General features: G+C 50.3%; 21 protein-coding genes and 1 tRNA gene. 9 read left to right on the top strand and 13 right to left on the bottom strand.

From position 1 onward, the window contains the following. The first annotated feature begins 326 nt into the window (after positions 1 to 326). Positions 327 to 728, top strand: a complete 402-nt coding sequence (locus ACN4EK_RS15840; protein WP_431658976.1) for a hypothetical protein — start codon at positions 327 to 329, stop codon at positions 726 to 728. Next, positions 728 to 2,299 carry a caspase, EACC1-associated type gene (locus ACN4EK_RS15845; protein ID WP_431658977.1) on the top strand — a complete coding sequence of 524 codons (1,572 nt, stop codon included), beginning with the start codon at positions 728 to 730 and terminating at the stop codon, positions 2,297 to 2,299. The genes ACN4EK_RS15840 and ACN4EK_RS15845 overlap by 1 nt, the downstream gene beginning before the upstream one ends. Positions 2,300 to 2,392: 93 nt before the next feature. On the opposite strand, the gene ACN4EK_RS15850 is transcribed toward ACN4EK_RS15845, so the two are convergent. After that, positions 2,393 to 3,181, bottom strand: coding sequence for a transposase (locus tag ACN4EK_RS15850; protein WP_431658978.1), 789 nt, complete (start codon positions 3,179 to 3,181; stop codon positions 2,393 to 2,395). Between the two features lie 64 nt (positions 3,182 to 3,245). Further along, entirely contained in the window at positions 3,246 to 3,896 is a 651-nt protein-coding gene (locus ACN4EK_RS15855; protein ID WP_431658979.1) for a hypothetical protein, read from the bottom strand. Between the two features lie 110 nt (positions 3,897 to 4,006). Here ACN4EK_RS15855 and ACN4EK_RS15860 point away from each other — a divergent pair, with 110 nt between their 5' ends. Next, on the top strand, positions 4,007 to 4,339 hold the full coding sequence (locus tag ACN4EK_RS15860) for a DUF565 domain-containing protein (RefSeq protein WP_431658980.1): 333 nt from the start codon (positions 4,007 to 4,009) through the stop codon (positions 4,337 to 4,339). 45 nt (positions 4,340 to 4,384) lie between these two features. Beyond that, positions 4,385 to 6,286, top strand: coding sequence for an aminopeptidase P family protein (locus tag ACN4EK_RS15865; RefSeq protein ID WP_431658981.1), 1,902 nt, complete (start codon positions 4,385 to 4,387; stop codon positions 6,284 to 6,286). Between the two features lie 127 nt (positions 6,287 to 6,413). Here ACN4EK_RS15865 and ACN4EK_RS15870 read toward each other — a convergent pair whose 3' ends face one another. Together ACN4EK_RS15870 and ACN4EK_RS15875 are read right to left on the bottom strand one after the other, a co-directional pair. After that, positions 6,414 to 7,055: an SH3 domain-containing protein gene (locus ACN4EK_RS15870; protein ID WP_431658982.1), complete on the bottom strand. Its 642-nt coding sequence runs from the start codon at positions 7,053 to 7,055 to the stop codon at positions 6,414 to 6,416. An 82-nt stretch (positions 7,056 to 7,137) separates the two neighbouring features. Further along, complete coding sequence (locus ACN4EK_RS15875; RefSeq protein WP_431658983.1) at positions 7,138 to 8,175, bottom strand: NADP(H)-dependent aldo-keto reductase; 1,038 nt, start codon at positions 8,173 to 8,175, stop codon at positions 7,138 to 7,140. A 240-nt stretch (positions 8,176 to 8,415) separates the two neighbouring features. On the opposite strand from ACN4EK_RS15875, the gene ACN4EK_RS15880 reads away from it, so the two are divergent. Next, a complete protein-coding gene (locus ACN4EK_RS15880) occupies positions 8,416 to 9,627 on the top strand; it encodes an AAA family ATPase (RefSeq protein WP_431658984.1) in 1,212 nt (403 codons plus the stop codon). 45 nt (positions 9,628 to 9,672) lie between these two features. On the opposite strand, the gene ACN4EK_RS15885 is transcribed toward ACN4EK_RS15880, so the two are convergent. Together ACN4EK_RS15885 and ACN4EK_RS15890 are read right to left on the bottom strand one after the other, a co-directional pair. Next, positions 9,673 to 10,545 (bottom strand): S-methyl-5'-thioadenosine phosphorylase, encoded by an 873-nt coding sequence (locus tag ACN4EK_RS15885; RefSeq protein WP_431658985.1) that lies wholly within the window; start codon positions 10,543 to 10,545, stop codon positions 9,673 to 9,675. Positions 10,546 to 10,611: 66 nt separating this feature from the next. Beyond that, a tRNA-Gly gene (locus ACN4EK_RS15890) sits at positions 10,612 to 10,682 on the bottom strand. A gap of 402 nt (positions 10,683 to 11,084) precedes the next feature. Between ACN4EK_RS15890 and ACN4EK_RS15895 the strand changes: the two genes are divergently transcribed. From ACN4EK_RS15895 to mnmA, 3 genes are all read left to right on the top strand, one after another. After that, positions 11,085 to 12,158: a M4 family metallopeptidase gene (locus ACN4EK_RS15895; protein ID WP_431658987.1), complete on the top strand. Its 1,074-nt coding sequence runs from the start codon at positions 11,085 to 11,087 to the stop codon at positions 12,156 to 12,158. 11 nt (positions 12,159 to 12,169) lie between these two features. Continuing rightward, positions 12,170 to 12,463, top strand: coding sequence for a protealysin inhibitor emfourin (locus tag ACN4EK_RS15900; RefSeq protein WP_431658990.1), 294 nt, complete (start codon positions 12,170 to 12,172; stop codon positions 12,461 to 12,463). 119 nt (positions 12,464 to 12,582) lie between these two features. Next, the gene (mnmA, locus tag ACN4EK_RS15905) at positions 12,583 to 13,665 is read left to right on the top strand and encodes a tRNA 2-thiouridine(34) synthase MnmA (RefSeq protein WP_431658991.1); all 1,083 of its coding nucleotides are present in this window, start codon (positions 12,583 to 12,585) and stop codon (positions 13,663 to 13,665) included. On the opposite strand, the gene ACN4EK_RS15910 is transcribed toward mnmA, so the two are convergent. The 3 genes from ACN4EK_RS15910 to ACN4EK_RS15920 all read right to left on the bottom strand — a co-directional run bounded on the left by ACN4EK_RS15910 (position 13,628) and on the right by ACN4EK_RS15920 (position 14,837). Then, complete coding sequence (locus ACN4EK_RS15910; RefSeq protein WP_431658992.1) at positions 13,628 to 13,822, bottom strand: hypothetical protein; 195 nt, start codon at positions 13,820 to 13,822, stop codon at positions 13,628 to 13,630. The two genes, mnmA and ACN4EK_RS15910, sit on opposite strands and share 38 nt — an antisense overlap. Positions 13,823 to 13,828: 6 nt before the next feature. Continuing rightward, positions 13,829 to 14,350, bottom strand: coding sequence for a hypothetical protein (locus ACN4EK_RS15915; RefSeq protein ID WP_431658993.1), 522 nt, complete (start codon positions 14,348 to 14,350; stop codon positions 13,829 to 13,831). A gap of 145 nt (positions 14,351 to 14,495) precedes the next feature. Then, positions 14,496 to 14,837, bottom strand: coding sequence for a BON domain-containing protein (locus ACN4EK_RS15920; protein WP_431658995.1), 342 nt, complete (start codon positions 14,835 to 14,837; stop codon positions 14,496 to 14,498). Positions 14,838 to 15,092: 255 nt separating this feature from the next. Here ACN4EK_RS15920 and ACN4EK_RS15925 point away from each other — a divergent pair, with 255 nt between their 5' ends. Next, entirely contained in the window at positions 15,093 to 16,160 is a 1,068-nt protein-coding gene (locus tag ACN4EK_RS15925) for an S-layer homology domain-containing protein (protein WP_431658996.1), read from the top strand. Positions 16,161 to 16,168: 8 nt separating this feature from the next. Here ACN4EK_RS15925 and ACN4EK_RS15930 read toward each other — a convergent pair whose 3' ends face one another. The 4 genes from ACN4EK_RS15930 to ACN4EK_RS15945 form a co-directional block, all read right to left on the bottom strand. After that, positions 16,169 to 16,975 carry a DUF928 domain-containing protein gene (locus tag ACN4EK_RS15930; protein WP_431658997.1) on the bottom strand — a complete coding sequence of 269 codons (807 nt, stop codon included), beginning with the start codon at positions 16,973 to 16,975 and terminating at the stop codon, positions 16,169 to 16,171. A gap of 72 nt (positions 16,976 to 17,047) precedes the next feature. Continuing rightward, on the bottom strand, positions 17,048 to 17,908 hold the full coding sequence (locus tag ACN4EK_RS15935) for a DUF928 domain-containing protein (protein WP_431658998.1): 861 nt from the start codon (positions 17,906 to 17,908) through the stop codon (positions 17,048 to 17,050). Between the two features lie 63 nt (positions 17,909 to 17,971). Next, a complete protein-coding gene (locus ACN4EK_RS15940; RefSeq protein WP_431658999.1) occupies positions 17,972 to 20,368 on the bottom strand; it encodes a CHASE2 domain-containing protein in 2,397 nt (798 codons plus the stop codon). Positions 20,369 to 20,473: 105 nt separating this feature from the next. Further along, positions 20,474 to 23,827, bottom strand: coding sequence for a diguanylate cyclase domain-containing protein (locus tag ACN4EK_RS15945; RefSeq protein WP_431659000.1), 3,354 nt, complete (start codon positions 23,825 to 23,827; stop codon positions 20,474 to 20,476). Positions 23,828 to 24,360 lie beyond the last annotated feature (533 nt).

The following is a 24,360-nucleotide window of genomic DNA, read 5'->3' on the forward strand; positions in this document are numbered from 1 at the left end:
TTCAGCCGCTAAAGTTGAACATTAACGCGCTAACCAAAAACATTAAGGCGCTAAGGTCAGACTTTAACGCGCTAACCAAAAACATTCAGCCGTTAATGTTCAACATTCAGCCGCTAAGCAAAAACATTCAGGCGCTAAGGTCAGACTTTAACGCGCTAACCAAAAACATTCAGCCGTTAATGTTCAACATTCAGCCGCTAAGCAAAAACATTAAGGCGCTAAGGTCAAAGGTTCAATGCTGGTAGCCTGCCTATCCAGAGATCTAGTTCCGAGAAATTTAGTAGTAAGGCTAGAATTTTGAGAACTGTGCTTATCGCCAACCATTCATGTCAGACATACTCGATCTGTTTATTGATCTAAATGCCGCCGGATTAGATCTGGAACCGGAGGAACTGGAAGCCTATTCGCAACGCCTGGTGACGGAATTAAAAGACGGATTAGCCGAGGATGCTACCTTAGCCCGATCGAGCGACATTCCCGAGGGCAGTAAAGCGGGAGAAGCGGGATTCGATTTAGGTATTCTCAAGGCAGAGGTGAACCTGAAAAATATTCTGGCGGTGTTGGGGTGGTTGAAGACCCGCATTGCCGGAGCCACGCTGAAAATTGAGTATGGCGATGTCAAACTGGAATACCGGACTAACGCCCAGCTAGAACAGCAGTTACAGGCATTAGAGAAGATTTCGCACCTGACGGTGAGAGTGGTAAAAAGCGAACCCAGTAAGAGTTAATGGCAAGAGTTGCGCTGCTGATTGGGACTGGAGAATATACAGACGGATTTAAGCCGTTATCGGCGGCTCCTAAAGATGTGGAGGCGATCGCGGCTGTGTTGCGTGACCCAGAAATGGGCGGATTTGATCAGGTAGAACCGTTAATTAACCAACCCCACACCACGATCGCCGAAACGATTGAAACCTGGTTTCGCTCACGCCAAAAAGATGATCTGGCATTGCTCTACATCTCTGGACATGGGGTGAAAGATGCCCAATCGGATCTCTACTTTGCGGCTTGCAATACTCGGAAGCAAAAAGAGGAATTAGTGCGATCGACGGCTGTTGCTGCCAGTTTTGTCCGCGATCGGATTCGGGAGAGCAAAGCCAAACGACAGGTGATTATTCTGGACTGCTGTTTCAGTGGAGCCTTTGGTGATCTGTTGTCTAAAGATGACGACACGATCAATCTAGAAACGCTGTTGGGTGCCGAAGGGCGAGTCGTGCTGACCTCTTCCAGTTCGATTCAATATTCCTTTGAGCAACGGGATGGGGGGCTGTCGATTTATACTCGCTATCTTGTCGAAGGAATTCGGACTGGAGCCGCTGATATCGATGGCGATGGGGCGATTTCAGTGCAGGAATTGCACCACTATGCCAGTCGTAAGGTGCAGGAAGAATCCCCGGCAATGACTCCCAAGATTATTGTGTTGAAGGATGAGGGCTATCAGATTCGGATTGCCAAAACGCCTCTAGGTGATCCGAAGGTGAAATATCGCAAGGAAGCTGAGGCGATCGTGCAGGAAGATGGCGACACGATCGATGAGATATTCAGTCGTCCGGTGTTGGAAGAGTGGCAACGTAAGCTCGGCTTAACGGATGCAGAAGTCCAAACGATCGAAACCGAAATTCTAGAACCAATTCGCCAGCGACAGGCGAAGATTCAGCGCTATCAGGAAGTATTTACACGGGCAATTCAGCATAAAAACCCGTTAGGTGAATTGGAGCGCAAGCGACTAAAACAGCTTCAACAGCTTTTGGGTTTATTGGATGAAAATGTGCAGTGGGTCGAGCAGGAAGCTTTAAAGCAATTGGAACATAACCTGGCTCAATCTCCAGATGACCTGAGTTCAGAGAAAGGGATTGACTATACAACGCTGCGTGACCTGCTGAAGGCACAGGACTGGAAAGCCGCAGACCGAGAAACCTACCGGGTGATGATCCGGGCAGTGGGGAAAGAGGAGGGAAAGGGATTTACCCAAGACGAGCTATTAAATTTTCCCTGCACCGATTTGAAGACGATCGATGCTCTCTGGGTCAAATACAGCAAGGGTCACTTTGGCTTTAGCGTCCAGAAAAAAATCTATGTAGAATGTGGTGGTAAACTGAACGGCGAGTATCCTGGTGATGAAATCTGGGAAAAATTTGGCGATCGCGTCGGCTGGCGTAAAGATGGACAGTGGCTAAACTACTCCGACCTCAATCCTTCTCTTTCCTCTCCCCAGGGAAATTTTCCTCCGTTCGTATGGTGGGTCGTGTTGAGGGGGGGGTCGGGGTTTCTCTTCTCTCGCATCGAGACTTGTGAACTGTAGCACGAGCCAGTCCTGAGATTTTTTTAAGTTTTGTATCTGTCGTCCTACCCTACATAAAATCCCCCTTTCAGCGATCCGTTACCTGTCACCGCATCACTCACTTGTCAGGTTTTTCTCTGAAGAAATGCTATATTGCTGTCGCTTCGCCTGCGGATCAAAGCAATTTGCTAACACAAACGTTGCGGCAACTTGGCGGATCTCCTCGGCGGGGGCATCCCACTCTGCCCACAAACTCTGCTGCCCCGGACTCACCTTGCTGGGCTTACCCCGCGCTCTAATTCTTGCCAGTAGCTTACTGCCCCAGTAATTCCGCTTTTCTGGTTTTGCTTGTGGTCTGTACTTTTGACAAAATTTACGATATGCCGCCGCACAGATCTCCAACGTTTTCCCCAATGCCAAAAATGCCGGATGCCATTGGGTAATACCATCATTGGTCAGACGGTCATAGATCCCATAATTGCTGTAATCATAGAAAAAACCTGGCTGCATATTAGCCGCTTTCGGATTGGCGTGAATGTAGCGCAACGTATTCAACGCTCGGCGTTTGTCACTCACCGGAAACCCCGTACTGTGATACCGTTTCTCCCAAAAATGTCCAGTACGATTCAGCATCCGGTTAAAACACATCGCTGTATACCAGTTCAGCCAGTGCATAATCTTCGGCAAATCTTCCGGGAGTTGTGGCTCCAACAGATAATGCACATGGTTACTCATAATGCAGAGCGCATAGAGCTTAAACCTAAATTTTTCCTGACACTGGCGAATCGCATACAGCAACACCTCCCGGCATGGCTCCCGCACCAGCCGAAACTCGCGATTATTACACCGAACCGTAATGTGATAGCAGTATCCAGTTTGCAAGTTGCGAGGTTGACGTGACATCTGGGCAACGTTCCATCAAAGTTCCCCATTTCAAGCGGCGGTATACGTTACACATAGTCGATCTCTAAGGATCTAATACCAACAGCCACTCAGTACCTTTGGGATTCCACCTTGGGCTAGGCGTGTCGCCAATCACATACGGTCCCCAGTAACGGCGGGAACCATCCTGAGCAAAGGCAACCACAATATCACCCTTGTTGACTTTGAGCTTGCGATCGGGCAACGACACAATCAACCCTTTAGCGGCTCCTTCACCGGGTTCAAAATCCCAGTGTGCCGGAGGTTCATAGCTACCATACGAGTTATCGGTTGTGACTGACTCTGGAGTGCTAGCGGTTTTTTTCGCCAGTACCGCCACCCGAATCGGGTAATCCGTCGGGTTACTAATCCGCAAGCCGCCCGATCGACCCACATTTGAGCCAGGAGTGACTGGGGCTTGCGCGATCGGAGGCGTTGTCGGTTCGGCTTGGGCTATAGGGGTAGGGGTGGGCGAGGCGGTGGTTCGCTCAGGTAGAATCGCAGACTGAGTTGGTACCGGATCATTAGGCAGGGCATCAATACCAGCCGTTTGTAGATTGGAATCAGGTAGAGATTGCCCCAGCCACCACCAACCACCCGCCAGCAGCAATGCCGCTCCCAGGACAGTCACGATCGCTGGATGACATATCTGCTTCATCTCTTTAATTGCCTTGCCCCACATCCGTTCGTCACCCACGCACCTACTCTTTAGTGATAGCAATCTTTCAGCCGACTTGGAGCGAGATTCACCATCCAATGATCAAATCTAGTGTAGGGTGATGAAAGCTTACGAGTAGAGACAAGCCGATGCAAAATACTCGTCTAAATAATTTGGTTGATAATTGGATCGCTGGTGCAGAGGGTTGGTTACGCAATCCCTGGCGGCGGCTGTCAGTGGTGATTATTAGTCTACTGTTAGGGAACTTCCTGGCGACCGCTCTGGCAACGGTGGCAGGGCAACGGGCAGAACTGGATATTATTATTGCCGGGTTGTTAGTGGTATTGATCGAACTGATCAACCGGATTCACTATGGGGGTTCTGTAGAACTCCGGCGATCGTTGCTCGTCCAAAATTTGAACGCGATCAAGATTGGTCTAATGTACGGGTTCTTTGTGGAAGCCTTCAAGCTGGGCTCGTAAGGTTACAATCCAAACAAATCCCTTAACCTTGCAAGTTTGGTTGCTATGTCTCCAGTTGATTTGTTGTCGCCCCAGGTTCGGTTTGCGTCTGTACGAGAAAAGGTGGCTGATCTGCGATCGCTTTTGCAAGCGGATCAGCTTGATGCCTACCTGATTCCCGCCGCCGATGAGCATTTGAATGAATACTTACCTGCCGCCAAGCAACGGCGGATTTGGGTCAGCGGCTTTACGGGTTCTGCTGGAGATTTCTTGCTGGGACGGGAGCAAGCCTGGTTGTTTGTCGATTCCCGCTATTACGAACAGGCGGATTTAGAAGTTGATCCAGCTTTAATTCAAGTCTCAAAATTAGGGTTAGAAAATCACAAAACCTTAGAGGAAACACTGGAAACCCTTGGTCGCGAGGCAATCAAAGCCGGACGATCGTTGCGCTTAGGGTTTGATCCATTTACCCTGTCGCTGCATCAGTTCCGCACCCTGCAACAACAACTGGAACCCTGCGGCATTACCTTAGTATCCTTGCCCGAAAATCTAATCGATCGCGTTCGTACTCAAGCCCCCTGGCAAGCCACTGATCCCCTCCCTGCCTACGCCGATTCCCAAGTCTTTTATTTGCCAGATGCTTTAACCGGGGAATCGATCGCCCAAAAACTGAAGCGGGTTCGCGATCAACTGCAACAGGTAAACGCCACCATTCTGCCGATTACCAAATTGGATCAAATTGCCTGGTTGTATAACCTGCGGGGGTGGGACGTGCCCTACAATCCCGTGTTTATTGCCTACGCGATCGTTACTTTAGAACAGGCTTTTCTCTTCACGAATCTGGAACGGATCACTCCAGAAATTCAAGCCTTACTGCAACCGAATGTGACCTTGCTCCCCTACGGCGACTATGCCGCCACCCTGCGATCGCTAGTGACGCAGACTGCCACCGGTCGGGTGTTAATCGACCCCAAACAGATAACGGCAGGAACCTATCGGTTAATTACCCATGATCTGGCAAGGCACTGTCCGATTACGGAAACCGATCATCCGATCGAGGGCATGAAAGCCCGCAAGAATGCCGTCGAAGTCACGCAAATGCAGCAGGCAAACCTGAAGGCGAGTCGGGCGAAAACCCGCACGTTAAAGTGGCTATCCGATCAGCTTGCCAATGGTGCTTCAATCACAGAAGCCGATGTTGCTGCCACGGTCGAACAGTTTTATGCCGAAGAATCAGAGTTTCAAGGCTTAAGCTTCAACACGATCGCCGCCACGGGAGCCAATAGTTCGATCGTACATTACGGCACTCCCAGCGCCGACCAACCCTTGCAATCGGGACAATTTGTTTTACTCGATTCCGGTGCCCAATTCGCTTCGGGCACTACAGATGACACCCGTACCGCGATCGTCGGCGACCCGACTCCGGAGCAAATTGCTCGCTATACCGAAGTGCTAAAAGCCCACATTAACTGTGCCATGCAACGCTTTCCCAAAGGCACGACAGGAGCGCAGTTAGATGGCATTACGCGATCGACACTGTGGTTTGCTGGCTTGGACTATGGACATGGGACAGGGCATGGCGTTGGCGCATTCCTGAATGTCCATGAGGGACCCAACGGCATTAGTAAACGGGTGCAAGCGGCTCTGGAACCAGGCATGGTCACGAGTATTGAACCGGGCTTCTATGAGCCGGGATGGGGTGGGATTCGGATTGAGAATTTATACGTGGTACAGGAATTACCGAACGCGCAACCTGCCACCGACGATCAACCCCAAACCTCCTGGTACGGCTTCGAGTCGCTGACCTATATTCCGTTTGATCAACAGTTGATTGATCTTGATCGGCTGGATGTCCGCCAACGTCAATGGTTAGCCGACTACTACCAGGCGATCGTTGAAAAACTCGCTCCTACCCTCAGCCCGGATGAAGCCACCTGGTTACAACAGGTTTGCCAGTTGCCAGCCTAGTCCAGTTCAGACCAGCTTGGTATCCCCTGGATATTGCCCTCATCCCCAACCCTTCTCCCCAGGAAGAAGGGAGCTAAAGTTCTTGTTCCCTCGCCTTTTGGATGAGGGCAGTTGGGCTGTCCCAGCCTTAATTCGTCAAATCAACAAAATCGCCGCGTACCCAGCCCGTTGCTCCAGAACGGAACTTGACGTGATACCAGGTATAGCCATCCCCACCTCGGGTAGAGTTCATCACCTGCACCCGATCGCCATCAATGCCGTAATGGGGTGAAGCAGCACTGGTGGAAGGAGCCAATCGCACATTTACCCGCGAACCGCGATCGGCAGTCCGGAGATAACCCACCCGGCTAGTGGCAGGACCGCCCTGTCCCGAAACAAAGGTAACAAAGTCGCCGCGCACCCAACCCGTCGCCCCAGAACGGAACTTGACGTAATACCAGGTATAGTTGTCACTGTAGCCTTGAGCGCTGTCTAACACTTCGACCCGATCGCCAACCAAGCCATAGTGGGGAGCGGAAGCATTTGTGGTCGGTTGTGATCGCACATTAACGCGGCTACCCGGTTGTTGGCCACTGAGCATCGCGGGAACGGCTAAGGCGGGTACAGCCAATCCCACAGTCATCGCGGTAGTCGCTAGAATGGATAAAAAGTGACGCTTCACTGCCATAGTTGTGATATCCTTTGCGTAGTCAGCTTGATAGGGATAGTCCAAGTGCTTCACCAGATGGGATAAATGCGTGAAGCCTGGAGGTGTATTTTTAGAGTTCACTGCATCCCTATCAATCTCTACACTCCTCGATCGCAAAATTTCTTATGTCGCGATTGAGGATTATATTCTTTTCTTATGAGAATTACGGTGCGGGATTAGGATAGCGGCTGTGAATGCGATCGATCGCGGTTAAAATCTCTTCGGTGAGCGTGACATGGACGCTATCAAGATTTTGCTTGAGTTGGTCTAAGGTGCTGGCACCAACGATCGTGCTGCTGACAAACCAGCGTTGCTGCACAAACGCTAACGCCAGGGCAACTGGACTCAGATCATATTGCTGCGCCAGATTGACATAGTCGGCTACGGCTTCATTCACATTGGGTTTTAAATACCGTTGACCAAAGCCGGGAAATAACGTCATTCGGCTATTGGGGGGTGGGTTTTGTAGATACTTGCCCGTGAGATTCCCAAATCCCAATGGACTGTAGGCTAGTAAGCTGATATGTTCATGGCGACAGGCTTCCGCCAATCCCCATTCAAACGATCGATTCAACAGATTGTAAGCATTTTGAATGGAAACAATTTTGGGTAAGCCACATTGCTTGGCGGCATGGCAGAACTCCATCACGCCCCAGGGAGTTTCGTTACTCAAGCCGATATAACGAATTTTGCCCGCATGAATCAGGTCAGCAAAGGCACTCAGTTGCTCGACGATCGGCACCGTGTCCCGAATTTGCTTGGGGTCGTAGCTGGTCTGTCCAAATAGCGGCACATAGCGATCGGGCCAGTGAATTTGATAGAGGTCAATGTAATCGGTACGCAACCGCTTCAGGCTGGCATTCACGGCTTGGTCAATATTGACGCGATCGATCTGGCGTTGACCCTGGCGCATCCAATTCATACCACGCGAGGGGCCGGCAATCTTAGTGGCAATAATCAACCGATCGCGGGGTTGCTGGGCTAACCACTGACCAATGTAGCTTTCGGTCAAGCCCGAGGTTTCAGCTTTTGCCGGGACAGGATACATTTCCGCCGCATCAATAAAGTTGACCCCTGCCGCGATCGCATAATCTAACTGTTGGTGCGCCTCCGCGATCGTGGTTTGCTGCCCAAAGGTCATTGTCCCCAGGCAAAGTTCTGAAACGTTCAGGGCACTATCCCCTAATTGCCGATACTGCATGATGTTGAGTGCTGTTTAAGCGTCTGATCTATCCTACCGGAGGATGAAGCATGACTCTGATGGCGATCGGGTGAGCAGCCTGGGCTGACAAGATGGCGGTCACAGGACTCCAGTTCAACTCTTCCGGAGTGAATCTAGTCCTCTTGTAGTATATTGAAGTATTAATGTAATATACGGATAAAGACGACTGCCTTTGCCGCAGACAATAATCTTCTCTGCCCGTCGCCCCAGGAACGTGCTATGACTTCGCCTTACTACAACTATGATGATTACGCCAATCCCGGACAAACCGGACAAAGTCGATCGCAGGGTTTGCTGAGTTCTGGTTGGCGACCCCTGAACCGGGATTTGGATTATCAGTATTTAGCAGAGTTGCTCTGGACAGACACTGGCGAGTGCTGCCAAAAACTGATGAATTTGGCTAGCGACCTGGCAAATGCGGCGGGGCGGCGGGAATATACCTGGTGGGCTAATTTGTTGAATCTGTTTTCCAGTGATACCCGCTACTACCTGGATGAATTCTGGAGTTACATCACCCCCGATCCGCTCTATCCCGATCATCGTTATCCCGATGTTTTAAGCATTGAAACGCCAGTTAAACCGATCATTAGTCGCAACTCGATCGCGATCGATCATGTGTTTCGGCGGTTATGCGAGTTGATTATTCTCAAGATTCTCAAGTTGCTCGGCACACCGGATCTGATTACCCAGTATTACCTCGATCGGCACTTCTATTATCCCGTCAACCAGTTCACGGATTGGGAACGGCTTGATGTCGTGAATTCCGCATTAGCCTACTGGCACGAGGCAGACGTTTGGTTGCAGATTGACACCCTGGATAAGGAACGGCGGCTGACGTTGCGGGCAAAGGATCTAACTCCATTGGCGCGGAAAGTCACCTATGGTTTGGCAGTGATGCTGAGTGGCTATCAAAGTCGGGTGGGACAAATCCAATCGGACTACCCAATTCGCACCTTTCCCCCAGAGGTGCAGAGTTTTACCGATGTAGTACAGCAAGCGATCCTGGATCAGGTGCAGTTAGCTGTTCTGGTCAGTGGTGAGCCGGGAACGGGGAAAACTGCCTGGACTCAAGCCGTGGCGAAAGAAGTTCTGGTGCCCCTGGGGTATGTGATCTTTATTTTGGATCACGAGGCGGTTGAGAACTTTGTGCCACCCCCCTATCTCGAACGGATTTGTCTGATCATCAATGAGGCAGATAATCTGGCACAGAATCGATCGATGGAAGCGGCTCAACAGATCAACAAGACCGAACGCATTCTCAGTCTGTTAGATGGCACTCTGTACCGCAGTGTGATCGATGATTTTGGCTGCCAACTGGAACAGCGATTAGTGGTGTTGATGACCTGTAATACAACCGAACGGCTTGATCCGGCGGTATTACGCAAAGGTCGAGTGGATTTGATCAGCGAGTTTACCCACCGCTTTGTTTAAGAGCAATGGCTAGGGATTTAGCCCCCTAGCCTCCCTTTCTATTTTTTACAGGTACTTCTGTAACAGCAACTGCAATTTCTCTTTCGTTGCTGCCGACACCTTATCCAACGGGGTGAGAATGGCATGTTTTAGCGCAGAGTGGGCATCTGAAGTGAATGGATCTTGTGCCAAGCGCCGTACCGTTTCTTGAATTACCTTTTGGGCATTGACGGCATTGCGCTGAAGGTTGGCAATCACCATATCCACCGTCACGCTGTCATGGTCAGAGTGCCAGCAATCATAGTCGGTGGACAGCGCTAGAGTCGCATAGGCAATTTCGGCTTCTCGTGCCAATTTCGCTTCGGGCAAATTCGTCATACCAATCACCGTTGCCCCCCAACTGCGGTAAAGGTGGGACTCAGCTTTGGTGGAAAAGGCAGGTCCTTCCATACACAAGTAAGTACCCCCGCGATGCAGGGTGACATCTGTGAGGTTCAGACTGGCAACGGCATCAGCCAGCACTTCGGCTAACTGAGGGCAGACGGGATCACCAAAGGTAATATGGGCAACAATGCCATCGCCAAAAAAGGTCGAGATCCGGTTTTTGGTGCGATCGATGAACTGATCCGGAACGACCAGATCCAGGGGTTTTACTTCTTCCTTCAAGGAACCTACGGCTGAAGCCGAAATCAGATACTTGACCCCTAAACTTTTCATAGCGTAAATATTCGCCCGGAAGGGTAATTCGGAGGGCAGTAAATGATGATTGCGCCCATGCCGCGCCAGAAATGCGACTTTAACTCCATCCAATGTGCCGACGATTAACGCATCTGAGGGTTGACCAAACGGCGTGTCGATCGTTACTTCCTCAATATCCTTCAGCGCCTCCATTTTATAGAGCCCGCTACCCCCAATAATCCCGATCGTCACCTCAGTCATGCCTTTTCCCTACTGTTGCAGAGTGCCAAATAACCTAGCCATTCTACAATTTCCGGTGACGTTGGAAGCGGGTAGCGGGAATCGAACCCGCAACTGAAGCTTGGGAAGCTGCCGTTTTGCCACTAAACTATACCCGCCAGAGTACGATCGCCAGCCGCGATGCGCATTCAGGATTTCAATTATAAGCTGATTTGGCAATTCTCAGCATCGTTCTCGCGATCTCGCTGAAAAGAATATTCTTTTTTAAGAAATATCTACTCAATAAGCTCCGATTGGCTTTGGGCGATCGATTCACCTGACTGGGTGAGCCAGCTTTTCAGCGATCGCTTACCATGAGCAAAGACTCAACTGAACAGCGATTCAGGTTTAGTTTCCAAACTGGAACTTTTCCCGTTCCTAGCCTTCTTAAGCATTACTCTGCTGAAACTAGCAACTTTCCTTATAGGTGATAGAGCCTGTTCCCCCTTTGACCGCCCCCTCATCACTCCCTGTTTCGTTCGCCATTGAACATTAACAGCGGATTCACAAAGGAGATTACTATGGTTTCGAGACAAACATTTGGCTGGATTGGTGCCCACAACCAGTCGCATCGCTGCCCAATATGCTGCATTATGCCACCCCACATGTTAGGAGCAGTAATTAAAAATGGCAACGAAGAACAACGTGCCTGGGCATTTCAAACACTAACCACCTCAGAGCAATTTCGGGGACGACGGGAAGTGGTCGGTAAAATCAACTTTTCTACCTCCCCAGGAACCAAGCAGCGCACCGTTTATGATGCCAAAAATAATGAAACCTTACCGGGAGCCATCGTCCGGACTGAAGGAGATCCAGCTACTGGAGATGCGGCTGTAGACGAAGCCTATGATGGGGCAGGAGCCACCTACGATTTGTATGATGAGGTGTTTGAGCGTAATTCGATCGACGATCGCGGCTTACGCTTAGACTCCACTGTTCACTATGGCGAGAAGTACGATAACGCTTTCTGGAACGGCGATCAGATGGTGTATGGCGATGGCGATGGCGAGTTATTTGAGCGCTTCACCAAAGCGATCGATGTGATTGGACATGAACTGACTCATGGGGTTGTGCAGTACGAAGCCAATCTGATTTACTACGGCGAACCGGGAGCCTTGAATGAATCCTTTGCCGATGTATTCGGCATATTAGTCAAACAACGATCGCTGAATCAAACCGTTGATCAATCCGATTGGATGATTGGAGCGGGGCTGTTTACTGCTAATGTCAACGGGGCTGGGATTCGATCAATGAAAGATCCGGGTACCGCCTATGATGATCCCGTCCTGGGGAAAGATCCCCAACCTGCTCATTACAAAAACCTCTATAAAGGGCGAGCGGATAATGGCGGGGTACATATTAACTCCGGCATTCCTAACCGGGCGTTTTACATCGCAGCAACTGAAATGGGTGGCTATGCCTGGGAGAAAGCTGGCAAGATCTGGTACATTGCCTTGCGCGATCGGCTACGGTCGCGGGCGAACTTTAAACGGGCAGCGAATACTCTGGTGACAGTAGCGGGAGAACTGTATGGGCAGAATAGTCCCGAGCAAGCGGCGGTTCGGAAAGGCTGGCAAACCGTTGGCGTGTTATAGGGAAGCCAATCATGCAGATTAGCTTTGAACGCAGTGGTGGCTTTGCGGGCATGGTGATGGCAACGGAGGTAGACACCGCTAACCTATCGACTGAGGAAGCGAAGCATCTGCGCACTCTCGTAGAAGCGGCTGATTTCTTTCGGCTACCTGCCACGATCGCGGCGGTGAAACCCGATCGATTTCAGTACCAAATTACTGTCACCGATGCCGGAAAACAGCACTCGATTAGTGTCGATGAGTCCGCCATGCCAGGAACTTTACGTCCCCTGGTGGATTGGTTGATGAATGCGACGCGGCAGCGGTAAGGAAGAGGGGGAGGGATGGGGAGGTAAGGCGATCGCTTCCCTATCCTTCTAGTCTGGGTTGAGAAAGGGAGTGTTAGCCTAGAGAAGAATGTTTCTCAAATTTCCGGCGATCGCGACAGATGGATAAAGTTGTGGTAGGACTGTCGGGTGGAGTAGATAGCTCTACGGCAGCAGCAATTCTGCATGATCAAGGCTATGACGTAGTCGGCGTGACCCTCTGGTTGATGAAGGGAAAGGGTCAATGCTGCTCGGAGGGTATGGTGGATGCCGCCAAACTCTGTGAGCAATTGGGCATCCCCCACCATATTGTGGATAGTCGCGATCTGTTTCAGGAAAATATTGTCGATTATCTGGTGGCAGGCTACAGCACTGGGATTACACCCCTACCCTGTTCGCAATGTAATAAGGCAGTCAAATTTACCCCGATGTTGACCTATGCGCGGGAGCAGTTGGGCATCGATCGGATTGCGACGGGACACTATGCCCGGATTCGCTATGACGAGGCGACGGGACGCTACCACCTCCTACGGGCGATCGATCGCAACAAGGATCAATCCTATTTTCTGTATGACCTCTCGCAGGATGTGCTGGCCCGTGTGCTATTTCCCTTAGGCGAACAACCGAAAACGGAAACTCGCCGAGTCGCCGCCGAATTTGGATTGCATACCGCCGAAAAACCGGAAAGTCAGGATCTCTGTTTGGTTGAAGCCAATGGCTCGATGCAAGCCTTTCTGGACAAGTACATCACTCCACAGCAAGGGGAGATTGTTGATCAATCCGGTAAGGTTTTGGGACAGCATGAGGGGGTACATCACTATACGATCGGGCAACGCAAAGGATTGGGAATTGCCCATAGCGAGCCTCTGTATGTGATTGGGTTGGACGCAGTCCGGAATCGGGTAATCGTCGGCGATCGTACCGCCACCTTTGCGCCAGAATGTACGGTGCAACGAGTTAATTGGGTGTCGATCGCAGCACCGACTGTGCCTATCCAGGCAGAGGTGCAGATTCGGTATCGCTCTATGGCTGTACCCGCCAAGATTCTGCCCCTGGCGGAGAATCGGGTGCGGATTGTGTTTGACGAACCCCAACCCAGCATCACTCCGGGTCAGGCCGCCGTCTGGTATGACGGTGAAACCCTGCTTGGGGGAGGCGTGATTGAACCTATGAGTGATACACCGCCGCAAACACCAGGGCAATAATCAAGGGTAATAGGGTTGGGATGGCAACCAGCAACCCCCATTTGCCCAGGCGAATTTGCTGCCCATCGGCTTTTAATAACGCGACTAGACCAACCGCGCCAATAATTGCCCAAATAACTCCAAACGCAATAAAAACCGTAAAGGCAGCATCATCCATAGTGATTTAGCGACGTTGGCTGAAAAAGCGACTTGCCATCATCATGGCATCCCCAATGTCTACATCACCATCCCGATCGGAATCTAAAAAGCTATTTAGTACCGAGTTGCCGCCCTGGTTTCCCGGAGTGGTTGCCCCCGATCGTAGGAGGTTCAATACCTGTGCAACCAATCCCGGTAACATTGCCTGTATCACCCCTGCGGGTAAGCCCGTCCGATTGGCGATCGCGGTGGCAATATCACGCTGTTGCTGGAGCGAGAACAGAGACAACATTGCCCCTGCCCCATTGCCACTAAATTGATTCACGATCGATTCGACTGCCGATCTCCCACCAGAGGCTTGTTTTTGTTGCAATGCCGAGCGCACATAGCTGCCGACTTGAGACAAGAGTGCCTGACTGGTGGCGGCATCCATCCCCCGACTGCCCGACATTTGTTGTACATTCGTCAGAATGTCATTCAGTTGATTGGGGCTAGCTTGCTGGTTGGGATTATTAATAGCATTAACGATTTGATCAAAAAGTCCCATGATTCCTAACTGGTAAACGAGTAATCACTGGTTCATAACACCAGCTTCCGTTGCAAGGCTTGACTAACAGGCAGGATGTCGATCCACGATCGCCAACATCCTGCCTCGGGTTTATCTTGAGAACCGATACCAACCCCCTAGGAGGTTACGCCCCGATCGTCACCTGGCTGGTATCCACTGAGGTAGCGCCATCCACTCGCTTGGCGATCGATACCATCTTGTTCAAGCTATTTTGATCAGGTACTTTACCCTTGAGCACCACGGTGCTACTGGTTTGAGCTACCCATAACGTTTCAATATCATCCAGCGTGGCATCATCATCAAAGGCTTTTGCCACCCGCTTCGCTAACCCACTTTGGTCATACTCACCATTCAAACCAACCCGTTCCGGCGGAATCGTATCACCCGGAGTGGGTGCCGGAGTATTATCAGCCACCGGCTGGGCTTGGGCCTGTTCCTTACCAAACAATCTTTGTAGCCAACCCATAAATATATTTCCCTATTCAATCTTCTACTCAAACTCTACAAGGGCAGCATTTGACTGAAATCTATCAGAAGTGTCAATAGCACAGGGCTATTCGCATTTTCGTTCCAGGGCTGAACTTAAACAAAATTTTTGATTGTAGAAATTTGATTGTGGTTTTTATTTACATTCATAGGGCAGATCAGCCTGTACCCTAGCATCAGGCATTGGTGTCATTCCAATCTCTTGTTCAGGCACTTTCGATCAGGGCAACTGTCTATGTCGAATTCTCCTTCACCAGAGCGTCGTCCACCCGGATTGCGGGATGATGAACTGATTGCGATCATTGTGGCATTTTTATCGTTAGGCGGGATTTTCTTTTGGGTATTAGGACAGGATCGTCAAGGGTTCAGTCTAGGAGGGTTGTTTGAGCCGGTTCCAGTGACGACTCCTACCCCAACGGCGACCGTAGGCATCCGCCCTACCCCCGTACCACCAGGACAAACTCCTGTGCCTACCCCAGTCTTGCCTGGACAGGATCGAGGCGCGATCGCGAACACACAACCACAGACCATCTTTCCGGCCTATCCGCGTCCTACCGTGACCCCGACCCTGCCCCCCGGTACCAGTGTAGTGCCCGTTCCTGTTCCCGTTCCCGGTGGAACGGTGGAAGGAGAATCGCCCACCCCGACCCCTATCCCCGTGTCTCCCAGCCCTACAATTGCACCGACATCACCGTCCGCCGTCCGCCCCCCGATCGAGTTTGAGGATGTGCCAGACACCTTTTGGGCAAAACCGTATATCGCGACTCTGTCTAGCTTAGGGATCATTTCCGGGTTGCCGGATGGCAGCTTTCAACCGAATCGCTCAGTCACCCGCACCGAGTTCGCAGTGCAATTAGAGAAAGCATTCCAGGCAGAAGAACGGCGATCGAGTCGGCAGTTTACCGATGTAGCGTCAGATTTTTGGGGCATTGTGGCGATCGATAAGGCGGTAAAAACGGGATTTATGAGTGGCTACCCCAACGGCACATTCCGTCCCACGGGTGATGTATCCCGAGTCGAAGTTCTGTCCGCTCTGGTGTATGGACTGAATCTACCCGCCCCAGAGAATCCCGAAGCTGTTTTAAACATCTATCAAGACAGAGATGCCATTCCCACCTGGGCCCGCGAACGCATTGCCGCCGCGACTCAAGCGGGATTAGTCACCAGCCATCCCAATGTTAATGTACTGAACCCCACTCAGGCAGCCACTCGCGGTGATGTTGCCAGTATGATCTACCAAGCCCTTGTCCGAACGGGCAAACAACCCGCCGTACCCTCGCAATATACAGTTACATCACCTTAAATTTGGTCTTACTTCAGGAGTGGCTGAGTTGCCAGCTCTGGTAACTGGACTGATTCCAGCAGTTCAGCCCATTGTTGTGCCAGGGTGGCATCATTGGGCTGGGATTGCCGCAACTGTGCCAGAGTCGTAACGGCATCAAACCAGATCCCCTGTTGGGCATAGAGTGCTGCCCGTTGGGCTGGAGTTGCCTGCTGTAATTGGCTGGCTAAGGTTGGCGCGATCGCCCGACGCTCAATCCAACCATTGACATACTTGGGCAGTTGAGATGGCGCGGCTGGACAGCGAACCTTGAAGTACCACTGATAGCGATCGCCGGTGGTTAATGTGGGAGCCGTGGTGGGTAACGTTACCCCCATTACTCCTGCCTGGGTCAAGTCTGCTTTGGTTTCATAGAGCTTCTGCCCCGATTGATCTCGCAAGACAAATTCCATTTCGGCAGCTGGGCCAGTCACTGAAGGCACATAGAACCAGAAGGTAGGATGGTCAACTGTCGTTAGTCCCCACACCAGCTGCGATCGTCCCTGCGGATAGATGGGCATCAAGGCAATAATGTCCTGACTGCCCAAACAGATGCCCCGACTGGCACCACTGGATCGACTTCCTGGTGCCCCCATATCTGAGGGGGGAGGAGGGGGAGCAAACCGACTACCACCCGCGATCGTGCCACCGGGTCTACCACCGCCACTGGGCACTGGCGGCAATTGGGCAAATACCGACTGGGAGAAGAGTAGTGGGCTGGCTACCCCAACCGTGACTGAGAGCAAAGCACTGAGTGCAGCCAGGGGTAAGGGATTCAAGACAAACTTTTCAGCCATGGGGGTAATGGAATGAACGACGAAATTGTACCGCTCTGTGCCCAGTGCCAGGAGCAATTTGGCTTGACCCGGTTATCGCACGATCGGATGGGGCGCTAAATACGACAACCGAATGGCTTTTAATAACTCATTCCAGTCCTGAGCGATCGTGGGATCACTGGGGCGAGTTTGTCGTAGTTGTGCCAGGGTGTTGAGGGCATCGTACCAGATCCCTCTTTCAGCATAAAGAACGAACTTCTGCTCCGGAGTTGCCGACTGAAGCTGATTCACCAAAGCCGCATCCGGAACGGTTCGACGCACCCAACCATCGACATAGATGGAGGCTGGTTGCTGCATGGATGTGGCAGGGCACTGAGCTTTAATGTACCAGTGATACATTTGGTTGGGTTCTAATGCCATTTGCTCGGCGGGTAAGGGAATTCCCACCATTCCGGCTTTGGTTGGGAGTGGCAGGGGCACTCGATACAGGACTTGATTCGCTGCATCCTGTAACGTCAGTTCAAACTGAATGGTTGCCGGATCGGCGGTTGGGGCGACCCCCGGAAAATAAATCCAGATGGTCGGTCGCTCTAAGGTGGTTTCCCCCCAGACATGATCGTTGTATCGTCCCTGGGAATAGACCGGCACGAGGGCGATCGGCACACCTGCCAGACACCCACCTCGACTACCCATACCATCGCCCCGACTCCCCGGAGCACCCCCCGAGGGCAACGCTGGCGGCTTAAAGTGACTGCCCCCCGACCCTGTTGCGATCGGGCGACCGATCCCCGTCGGTAATTGAGGTGGTGAATAGTCTGCCGCACCATCGGGAATTACCACAGAACCAGCGAAGACAATCGGCTGATGGGCAAAACTACCCAGCAGGGCGATCGCGGCAGTACTGCATACAAACCAGGTCAGCTTAGCAAAATGGGGTTGCATAGAAGTAGTCATGATTGACTCCTTGGGGGCTAATGAGTAGAACACAACGAAATGCGATGAGCCTGAGAACTTAACTTAGGGGGCTGTTGGCTCCTGGGGTAAGCGGGTGAGGAACTGAGGAGCCGCACCTAAAATCGCCGTACTACCCAGTAATCCCAATCCTGCCGGGATCAGGGGCAACCAACAGGCAAGGTAGATTAAACCCAATAAACAAGAGAGATAGAGGCTAGCGATCGCGATCGCCAGCGCTAACCCGAGTCGCCAGGGACGCTGACACCAGAGCGCCAACAAACTACCGACGCATGACCATCCGATCAGCCAGAGGACATCGCCCCACCACGGCAGCGTCCAGATCAACGGACGACCATCCATAGCCGCCCGAATCAGTTGGCTAATCGCCTGGGCTTGCAACATCACACCGGGAACTTCCCGATAACCGCCTTGATCTCCGGCATAGGGTGTTTTGGCATAGTCATAAAACCCTTGGGTTTTGGCTGTCGTGCCAATTAGCACAATCTTGTCTTTGATCGCCGCCGGGGACAGTTGCCCCTGTAAGACCTGAGTTAGCGAAATCGGTTCGGAGGCGATCGCCTCGGGGGTACGCGAGGCTCGGTAGTTTAATAGCAATTGAAATCCCCAATTATCAAACCCCTGGTAGCCTCCGGCATGTTCTGGCAAAAACCGAAACCGGGCTTTACCAAGCTGCACCTCTCGACCGTTATTCAAAAACTCCAACTGAATTCCCCGCCGTTCCAAATAGCGCAATGCCAATAGAGTATTGAAGGCATAGGACGCTTGGCAGGGTGAACTCGTCGGTGGATTCATGGCAAACAGTTGACGACGCAACACGCCATCCTGATCAACGGCAAAGTCGCTGAACCCTAGACGACCGTCTCGGCTCTCCTCGGGAATAACTTCAGGGGGGGGTGGCTTAATTCCAGGATGGTTGTGATCGCTGACCTGACAAATTGTGATCAGGCGATCGGTTTGGCGCATCCGTTCTACCAAGCGCGGATCCACTTGCTCAACCGGATAATCGCGATAAATATCTAGCCCAATCAAAGCCGGTTGATAAGCTTCTAGTTGTTCTAATACTTGTAACAATGCCTGATCAGACCACGATGCCTTGCCATTCCGGCGTTGATGCGGCTGTTGATTGGGCAATTGCAAATCCTGGTCGTTTACCGTCAGCACTACTAACTCCGCATCCGGGCGTTCATGCGGTCGTCGTTGCAGTAGGTGATCGTATGCCATCAGTTCCCAGGCTTGCAAAACGCCGAAATATCGCACCCCTGCCAGCAAAAGGGCGATCGTCAGTCCTACAGCCGTCCCCCGCGCCAGTCGTATTCCTATTTTCGGGAGTCCGGGAGCGCGTTCCGGTCGTTTTTTACCTGTCTTAATTTCTTGCCAGGTGGGGGGCTTTTGATTGGAGTTGGGATAGATGACCGGCAGCCAAGTGGCGCAGGGATATTGACTCTCTAACCCTTCTAAACGTTCCCGGGCGCGACGAACCGCCAGATACAGCGATTCCCCTTTAGAAAAGCGATCGAGGAAATACTTGAGAAAATCCTGCGCCACGCGATCGGCAACTGGCTCCCGCATCACAATCAGGTGGGGAATTCCCAGGGTTGCGAACTCCCGCGCCAACCCTAAGCCATCACAGGAATTAAAAATCGCCAGTTTTAAGCCGCGTTTGACCGCCATTGCCAGCGATCGCTTCAGATCACTGATCCGCAGGCTTTCTTGCTGGTTAATGTAAATAATTCCGGTTTCACAGGTCGGTTGACTAATACTATGTCCAGCAAAAAATAAAATGTCCCATTCCGTATCCCAGAGTTGATCGGTCAAATCCTTGCTCTGGGGTTCCACCAGAAAGGTGACTCTGGCATCGGGAATTTGTTCTAGAACTTTGCGATCGGCCTGCACATCAATCCCCTGACTATGACCCAGAATTGCCAGAATCTTGACAGTGCGCCGGAACGATCGTTTCCCATCAATGACTTCATCGTAGTAGCCGCCCAACTCCACTTCTGCATTGGGATAGGCTTCCAGTAAATCCCAGAGATGCCAGGGCAGCTTTTGCAACCGATAATCCTCTCCCCGGATGATCACCCGGATCTGATCCGAGGATTGCAGTTTCTGCAACCATTTCTCCCGCACCACCCGAAACGAATCCGTTTGTAACCAGGCATTCATGCGATCGCGCAATTCATTCGCCGCCCGATTACAGTCCTCCGGTGTGGCATACCGTTGGCGATGCTTGGGTAGCCCCATTGCCCGGCTGGGGGGCATCTGGAGCTTACGATACAACGCTTGCCAGCGATCGTAGGCAGCCGGAATTTCGGGAGCCGGAGGCAATCTCCCCAAAACACTGGTTGAGGCATGGGCATCCTCCTCACCAACCTCCAGCGTCACCGGAAATCCCTGCTCGAAACAGCCATCTCCAAGTTCTAAGACAACTAACTTACCCACGGCACCATTTCCCTAGAACCTCTTCTATTGTCTACGACTCCTAGAGGTTCCTTATGCACTGCAATCGCGATCGACCACCCCAGGAAATCAAGTCGTAGGAGTCGATTAGGACTCCATATCCTGCGGTTTTAAAGAACTCTCAATCAGTAGCGACTGAGTCATGCTGATGTAGCGATCGCGTCCCTGTTGCTTTGCTTGATACAGCGCCTGATCGGCTAATGCCACTAAACCTTCAGGGAGTGCTTCTACCTCTGGGATACAACTGGCTATGCCTAAACTAACAGAAACAATCGAACCGACTCCCGATCGGGCATGGGGAATGCCTAATTGCCGAATCGATTGCTGGATCGCCTCAGCAACGCTACTTGCACCCCTGGGATCGGTATTGGGCAAGATTACCGCAAACTCTTCGCCCCCATAACGAGCCACTAAATCCGCCGATCGCTGCACAGTCCGCTGAATCGCATGGGCGACTTGAATTAAACACGCATCTCCCGCTTGATGTCCATAGCAATCGTTGTAGTACTTGAAATAGTCAACATCCAATAAAATCAGGGATAATGGTTGCTGTTCTCGGCTTAAACGTTGCCATTCTCGCTGAAGTTCCTGATCAAAGTAGCGACGATTAGCAACCTGAGTTAACCCATCGATCGTCGCTAGTTTTTGTAGCTGTTGATTGAGCAACCGTAGCGTCTGTTCAGCAAGTTCTCGCTCTTGAATTTCAACTTGTAATTGTTGATTAATTTTAGTGATTTCAATAGTACGCTGTTTAACATCCTGTTCCAATTCTTGAGAATAATTCGCTAAAATCTGTTCTGCACGTTTGCGATTTGTCACATCTTGAAAGGTAATAATTCCATATTTGATGCGTCCATGATTGTCCCAAATCGGAGTTCCCAAAACTTCTAAACTCACCACTTGATCATGCAAATGCAGCTCTAAATTATCACAGTGAACTTGCTGACCTTGTAATACTAAATGAATTGGCAGTTGCTCTGGTTGGCAAAGAGTATGACTGCCAGATTGATAGACTTGGTAAGCCAAGGGAATCTGCTCCATCCTGACACTCTGAACCACATCTTTCTGAAGAATTTGCTTAGCGGCTTGATTAAAGTAAAGGATCGACCCATCGGAATTATGAATAGCGACACCAATCGGTAGGGCATCCAGAAACTCTGCCTGTTGCCGTTCATAATCTACGGCTAGCTGAATAGCTTGTTCTTGAAGCTGGCGAATTTGTAAATGGGTTTGAAGTCGAGCCAGTAGTTCACCTCGATCAACGGGCTTAACTAAATAATCATTCGCCCCTAACTCCAAACCAAATACAATATCTTTGGGCTGATTACGGGCACTTAACAAAATAATAGGGAGTTGATTTGCCGAGAACTTTTCACGAATCAGTTGAATCACATCATACCCTGTGATTCTAGGCATCATGATATCTAACAGAACTAGATCAGGAATTAAACCATTTTCGAGCAATTGAATAGCTATTTGTCCACTAGTTGTAGAAGTAATTGAATAGTCTTCCAGCCTAAGAAAATTTTTAAGAATTTGAAGATTCACCGCCTCATCATCCACAATTAATATTCGAGGTATCCCTCTCTCGTGTGTATCGTGATCTGGAATTAATTCATCTGACCAATCCTGAATTTCTTTCAAGGTTGATATATCGAATGATTGCCGCAGTAGCAGCACTGGATCAGTTGAAGTTGGACTATCTACTAGGCTGATGGGTAAGGTAAAATAGAAGGTAGATCCCTGCTGCAATGTAGATTCAACCCTAATTTCTCCACCGTGAAGCAACACTAAATTACGGGTAATTGCCAGTCCTAATCCTGCCCCTCCATACAATCGAGAGGCTGAGCTATCAATTTGTTCAAACGACTCAAAAATAGTATTAAATTGATCTTCTGGAATTCCAATTCCGGTGTCAGAAACCGCCACTTCAACAGTCGAAGAATTTAAAACTCTTGCCGTGACGTTAATCTGTCCTTGCTCCGTAAATTTAATCGCGTTACCAATCAGATTATGTAAGATTTGTTGGAGACGATTTTCATCAGCACTTACCCAGGGTAAGTCGGTTGGCACGTCATTAATTAATTGTAAATCTTTAGTCCCAACCAACGCACGATCGAGCTTTAGTACGATTTCCGCGATTGCTCGTAGGCTAACAGGTTTGAGTTGAAGCTGGATTGCTTGATGCTTGAGTTGAGAGAAATCCAATAAATCGTTAACTAAATGAACGAGTCGTTGACCGCTGAGAATCAGAAGTTCTAAATTTCGAGTGTGTTCGCGATTAAATTGTCCTGCTGCTTCGTCTAGCATAGATTGGGCAATCCCAATGATGCTATGCAAAGGAGTCCGGAGTTCATGGGATGTATTGGCTAAGAACTCATCTTTAATCCGATTAAGTTGTTTGAGTTGCTGATTTTGTAATTCTAAGGTATTGGAGGAGTTACGGATCTCCACCACCATTTGGTTAAACGTTGCGGCTAGTTCTCCTAACTCATCATGGCTTTTGAGCTGAATAACTGTGTCATAGTTTCCTTCTCGAACCTTTTGAGTGGCTTGCTGGAGCTTAGTAATCGGCTGACCTAGCCACTGCGCTAGCAATACCGCTAAAAAGATAGATAAAATGCAGCTAGTTGCAATAATGCTAACACCAACCAATTTAAATTTATTAAGTTCGTCAAATTCACTTTCGGCAATATAGTCTATCCCTAGAGCCGCGATCGTTTTTCCCTGTTCATCTTTAATGGGTATTAGTACCCCAAGGGCTTTGTAAAAAGATACTTGAATAAATTGCTCATCTATTTGGATAGTGCCATCAAAGACTTGAATAAAGTTCTGTGTGGGTGATACGAATAAGTTGCCAATGGGATTACCTGGCCAATCCCCCTGCGGTTGATAGGAACCCGATACCAGAAACTTGACCACTTGATATTGCGTCAATTCAGGTGCCGGAACAACCAGAAAAGCTCTGATGTGATCGTGACTAACCTCGTAGGGATAAGTAGATCTGAACGGTTCAATGGTGTCCTGACCAACATACTTAAGTCGTTGGAGAGTCAGCACTAAGGTTTGAAAATCGGGGGATGCCTGAAGCCGATTTCTGGCTGCTGGACTCAGACTATTCAAGGTTTCGCCTGGAGCCAAGGCTAAAACATCAGACACACTGACCTGGGGAGCACGCTTAGCTTCTGCCTCTGCTGCCACCGTTAGCCGGACAATAGCCGCCCGCGCCGATCGATCAAATAGTAGAGAGGCTGTATGCCCCAGGCGTTTGAGATCCCTCTGAGTCTGATGGAGAATAAACTGTTGCGTTCTCGTATAGAAATAAACCACCCCCAGACTGGCGACGCTAGTTGATAGCACCACGATCGCTAGCCCTAGCTTGACTCTAAATGCAATCTGCTTGAGGTCTGGAATCAAAGCCCGAACGTTTAGGGATATCATGCTCTCTTAAAGGGGTGCGCTCACCATCCAGAAACCAAAAGCAATAAAAACGGCGATTTGTATGATTAAATCTATTGAAAAATCAGGCTAAAACTGCCGGGATATTGATGCCATCAGATTGCAGTAGTCTATGCAAAATTTCGTTTTGACAGATATTTTAGTGGTCATTACCCTTATTTTTAACTCAAGACTTTTTCATCACGATTTTTAAGGATAATTCAGCAATTCAAGTCAGTTTTTTAAGTCTGTAATAGGTAATCTACCGCAAACCTATTTTCCTCTCTTTGAAATTTGTGGCATTCTGGAGAAAAGATCACAAAATGGGCAGACAAGGGGACGACCAGAGTTAGGTGTGCGCTTAAGTCAGTGCCTTCATCCATTGGTGCAACACCTCACTAACCTAAATGGCTCAGGCTTTCCTGGCCCTTCCAGGCAGAGTTATACTCAGACCAGTTGCGGATAGGGTATCGGTGTTTCATAGCGTAGTTTTGTTGAAATCAAACCTACCACGTCAGACCATTCGCCGTTTGGAT

It is taken from the genome of Pantanalinema rosaneae CENA516, assembly GCF_050753385.1.
In the GTDB taxonomy this organism is placed as follows: Bacteria; Cyanobacteriota; Cyanobacteriia; order Leptolyngbyales; family Leptolyngbyaceae; genus Pantanalinema; species Pantanalinema rosaneae.

What these genes read in the sequence shown, in the direction of transcription:
- ACN4EK_RS15885 (WP_431658985.1), bottom strand. Translation starts at nt 10,545, where the DNA reads ATGACTGAGGTGACGATCGGGATTATTGGGGGTAGCGGGCTCTATAAA.
- ACN4EK_RS15875 (WP_431658983.1), bottom strand. Translation starts at nt 8,175, where the DNA reads ATGCAGTATCGGCAATTAGGGGATAGTGCCCTGAACGTTTCAGAACTT.
- ACN4EK_RS15935 (WP_431658998.1), bottom strand. Translation starts at nt 17,908, where the DNA reads ATGACTACTTCTATGCAACCCCATTTTGCTAAGCTGACCTGGTTTGTA.
- ACN4EK_RS15945 (WP_431659000.1), bottom strand. Translation starts at nt 23,827, where the DNA reads ATGATATCCCTAAACGTTCGGGCTTTGATTCCAGACCTCAAGCAGATT.
- ACN4EK_RS15880 (WP_431658984.1), top strand. Translation starts at nt 8,416, where the DNA reads ATGACTTCGCCTTACTACAACTATGATGATTACGCCAATCCCGGACAA.
- ACN4EK_RS15930 (WP_431658997.1), bottom strand. Translation starts at nt 16,975, where the DNA reads ATGGCTGAAAAGTTTGTCTTGAATCCCTTACCCCTGGCTGCACTCAGT.
- ACN4EK_RS15850 (WP_431658978.1), bottom strand. Translation starts at nt 3,181, where the DNA reads ATGTCACGTCAACCTCGCAACTTGCAAACTGGATACTGCTATCACATT.
- ACN4EK_RS15865 (WP_431658981.1), top strand. Translation starts at nt 4,385, where the DNA reads ATGTCTCCAGTTGATTTGTTGTCGCCCCAGGTTCGGTTTGCGTCTGTA.
- ACN4EK_RS15925 (WP_431658996.1), top strand. Translation starts at nt 15,093, where the DNA reads ATGTCGAATTCTCCTTCACCAGAGCGTCGTCCACCCGGATTGCGGGAT.
- mnmA (WP_431658991.1), top strand. Translation starts at nt 12,583, where the DNA reads ATGGATAAAGTTGTGGTAGGACTGTCGGGTGGAGTAGATAGCTCTACG.
- ACN4EK_RS15920 (WP_431658995.1), bottom strand. Translation starts at nt 14,837, where the DNA reads ATGGGTTGGCTACAAAGATTGTTTGGTAAGGAACAGGCCCAAGCCCAG.
- ACN4EK_RS15900 (WP_431658990.1), top strand. Translation starts at nt 12,170, where the DNA reads ATGCAGATTAGCTTTGAACGCAGTGGTGGCTTTGCGGGCATGGTGATG.
- ACN4EK_RS15895 (WP_431658987.1), top strand. Translation starts at nt 11,085, where the DNA reads ATGGTTTCGAGACAAACATTTGGCTGGATTGGTGCCCACAACCAGTCG.
- ACN4EK_RS15915 (WP_431658993.1), bottom strand. Translation starts at nt 14,350, where the DNA reads ATGGGACTTTTTGATCAAATCGTTAATGCTATTAATAATCCCAACCAG.
- ACN4EK_RS15840 (WP_431658976.1), top strand. Translation starts at nt 327, where the DNA reads ATGTCAGACATACTCGATCTGTTTATTGATCTAAATGCCGCCGGATTA.
- ACN4EK_RS15910 (WP_431658992.1), bottom strand. Translation starts at nt 13,822, where the DNA reads ATGGATGATGCTGCCTTTACGGTTTTTATTGCGTTTGGAGTTATTTGG.
- ACN4EK_RS15845 (WP_431658977.1), top strand. Translation starts at nt 728, where the DNA reads ATGGCAAGAGTTGCGCTGCTGATTGGGACTGGAGAATATACAGACGGA.
- ACN4EK_RS15860 (WP_431658980.1), top strand. Translation starts at nt 4,007, where the DNA reads ATGCAAAATACTCGTCTAAATAATTTGGTTGATAATTGGATCGCTGGT.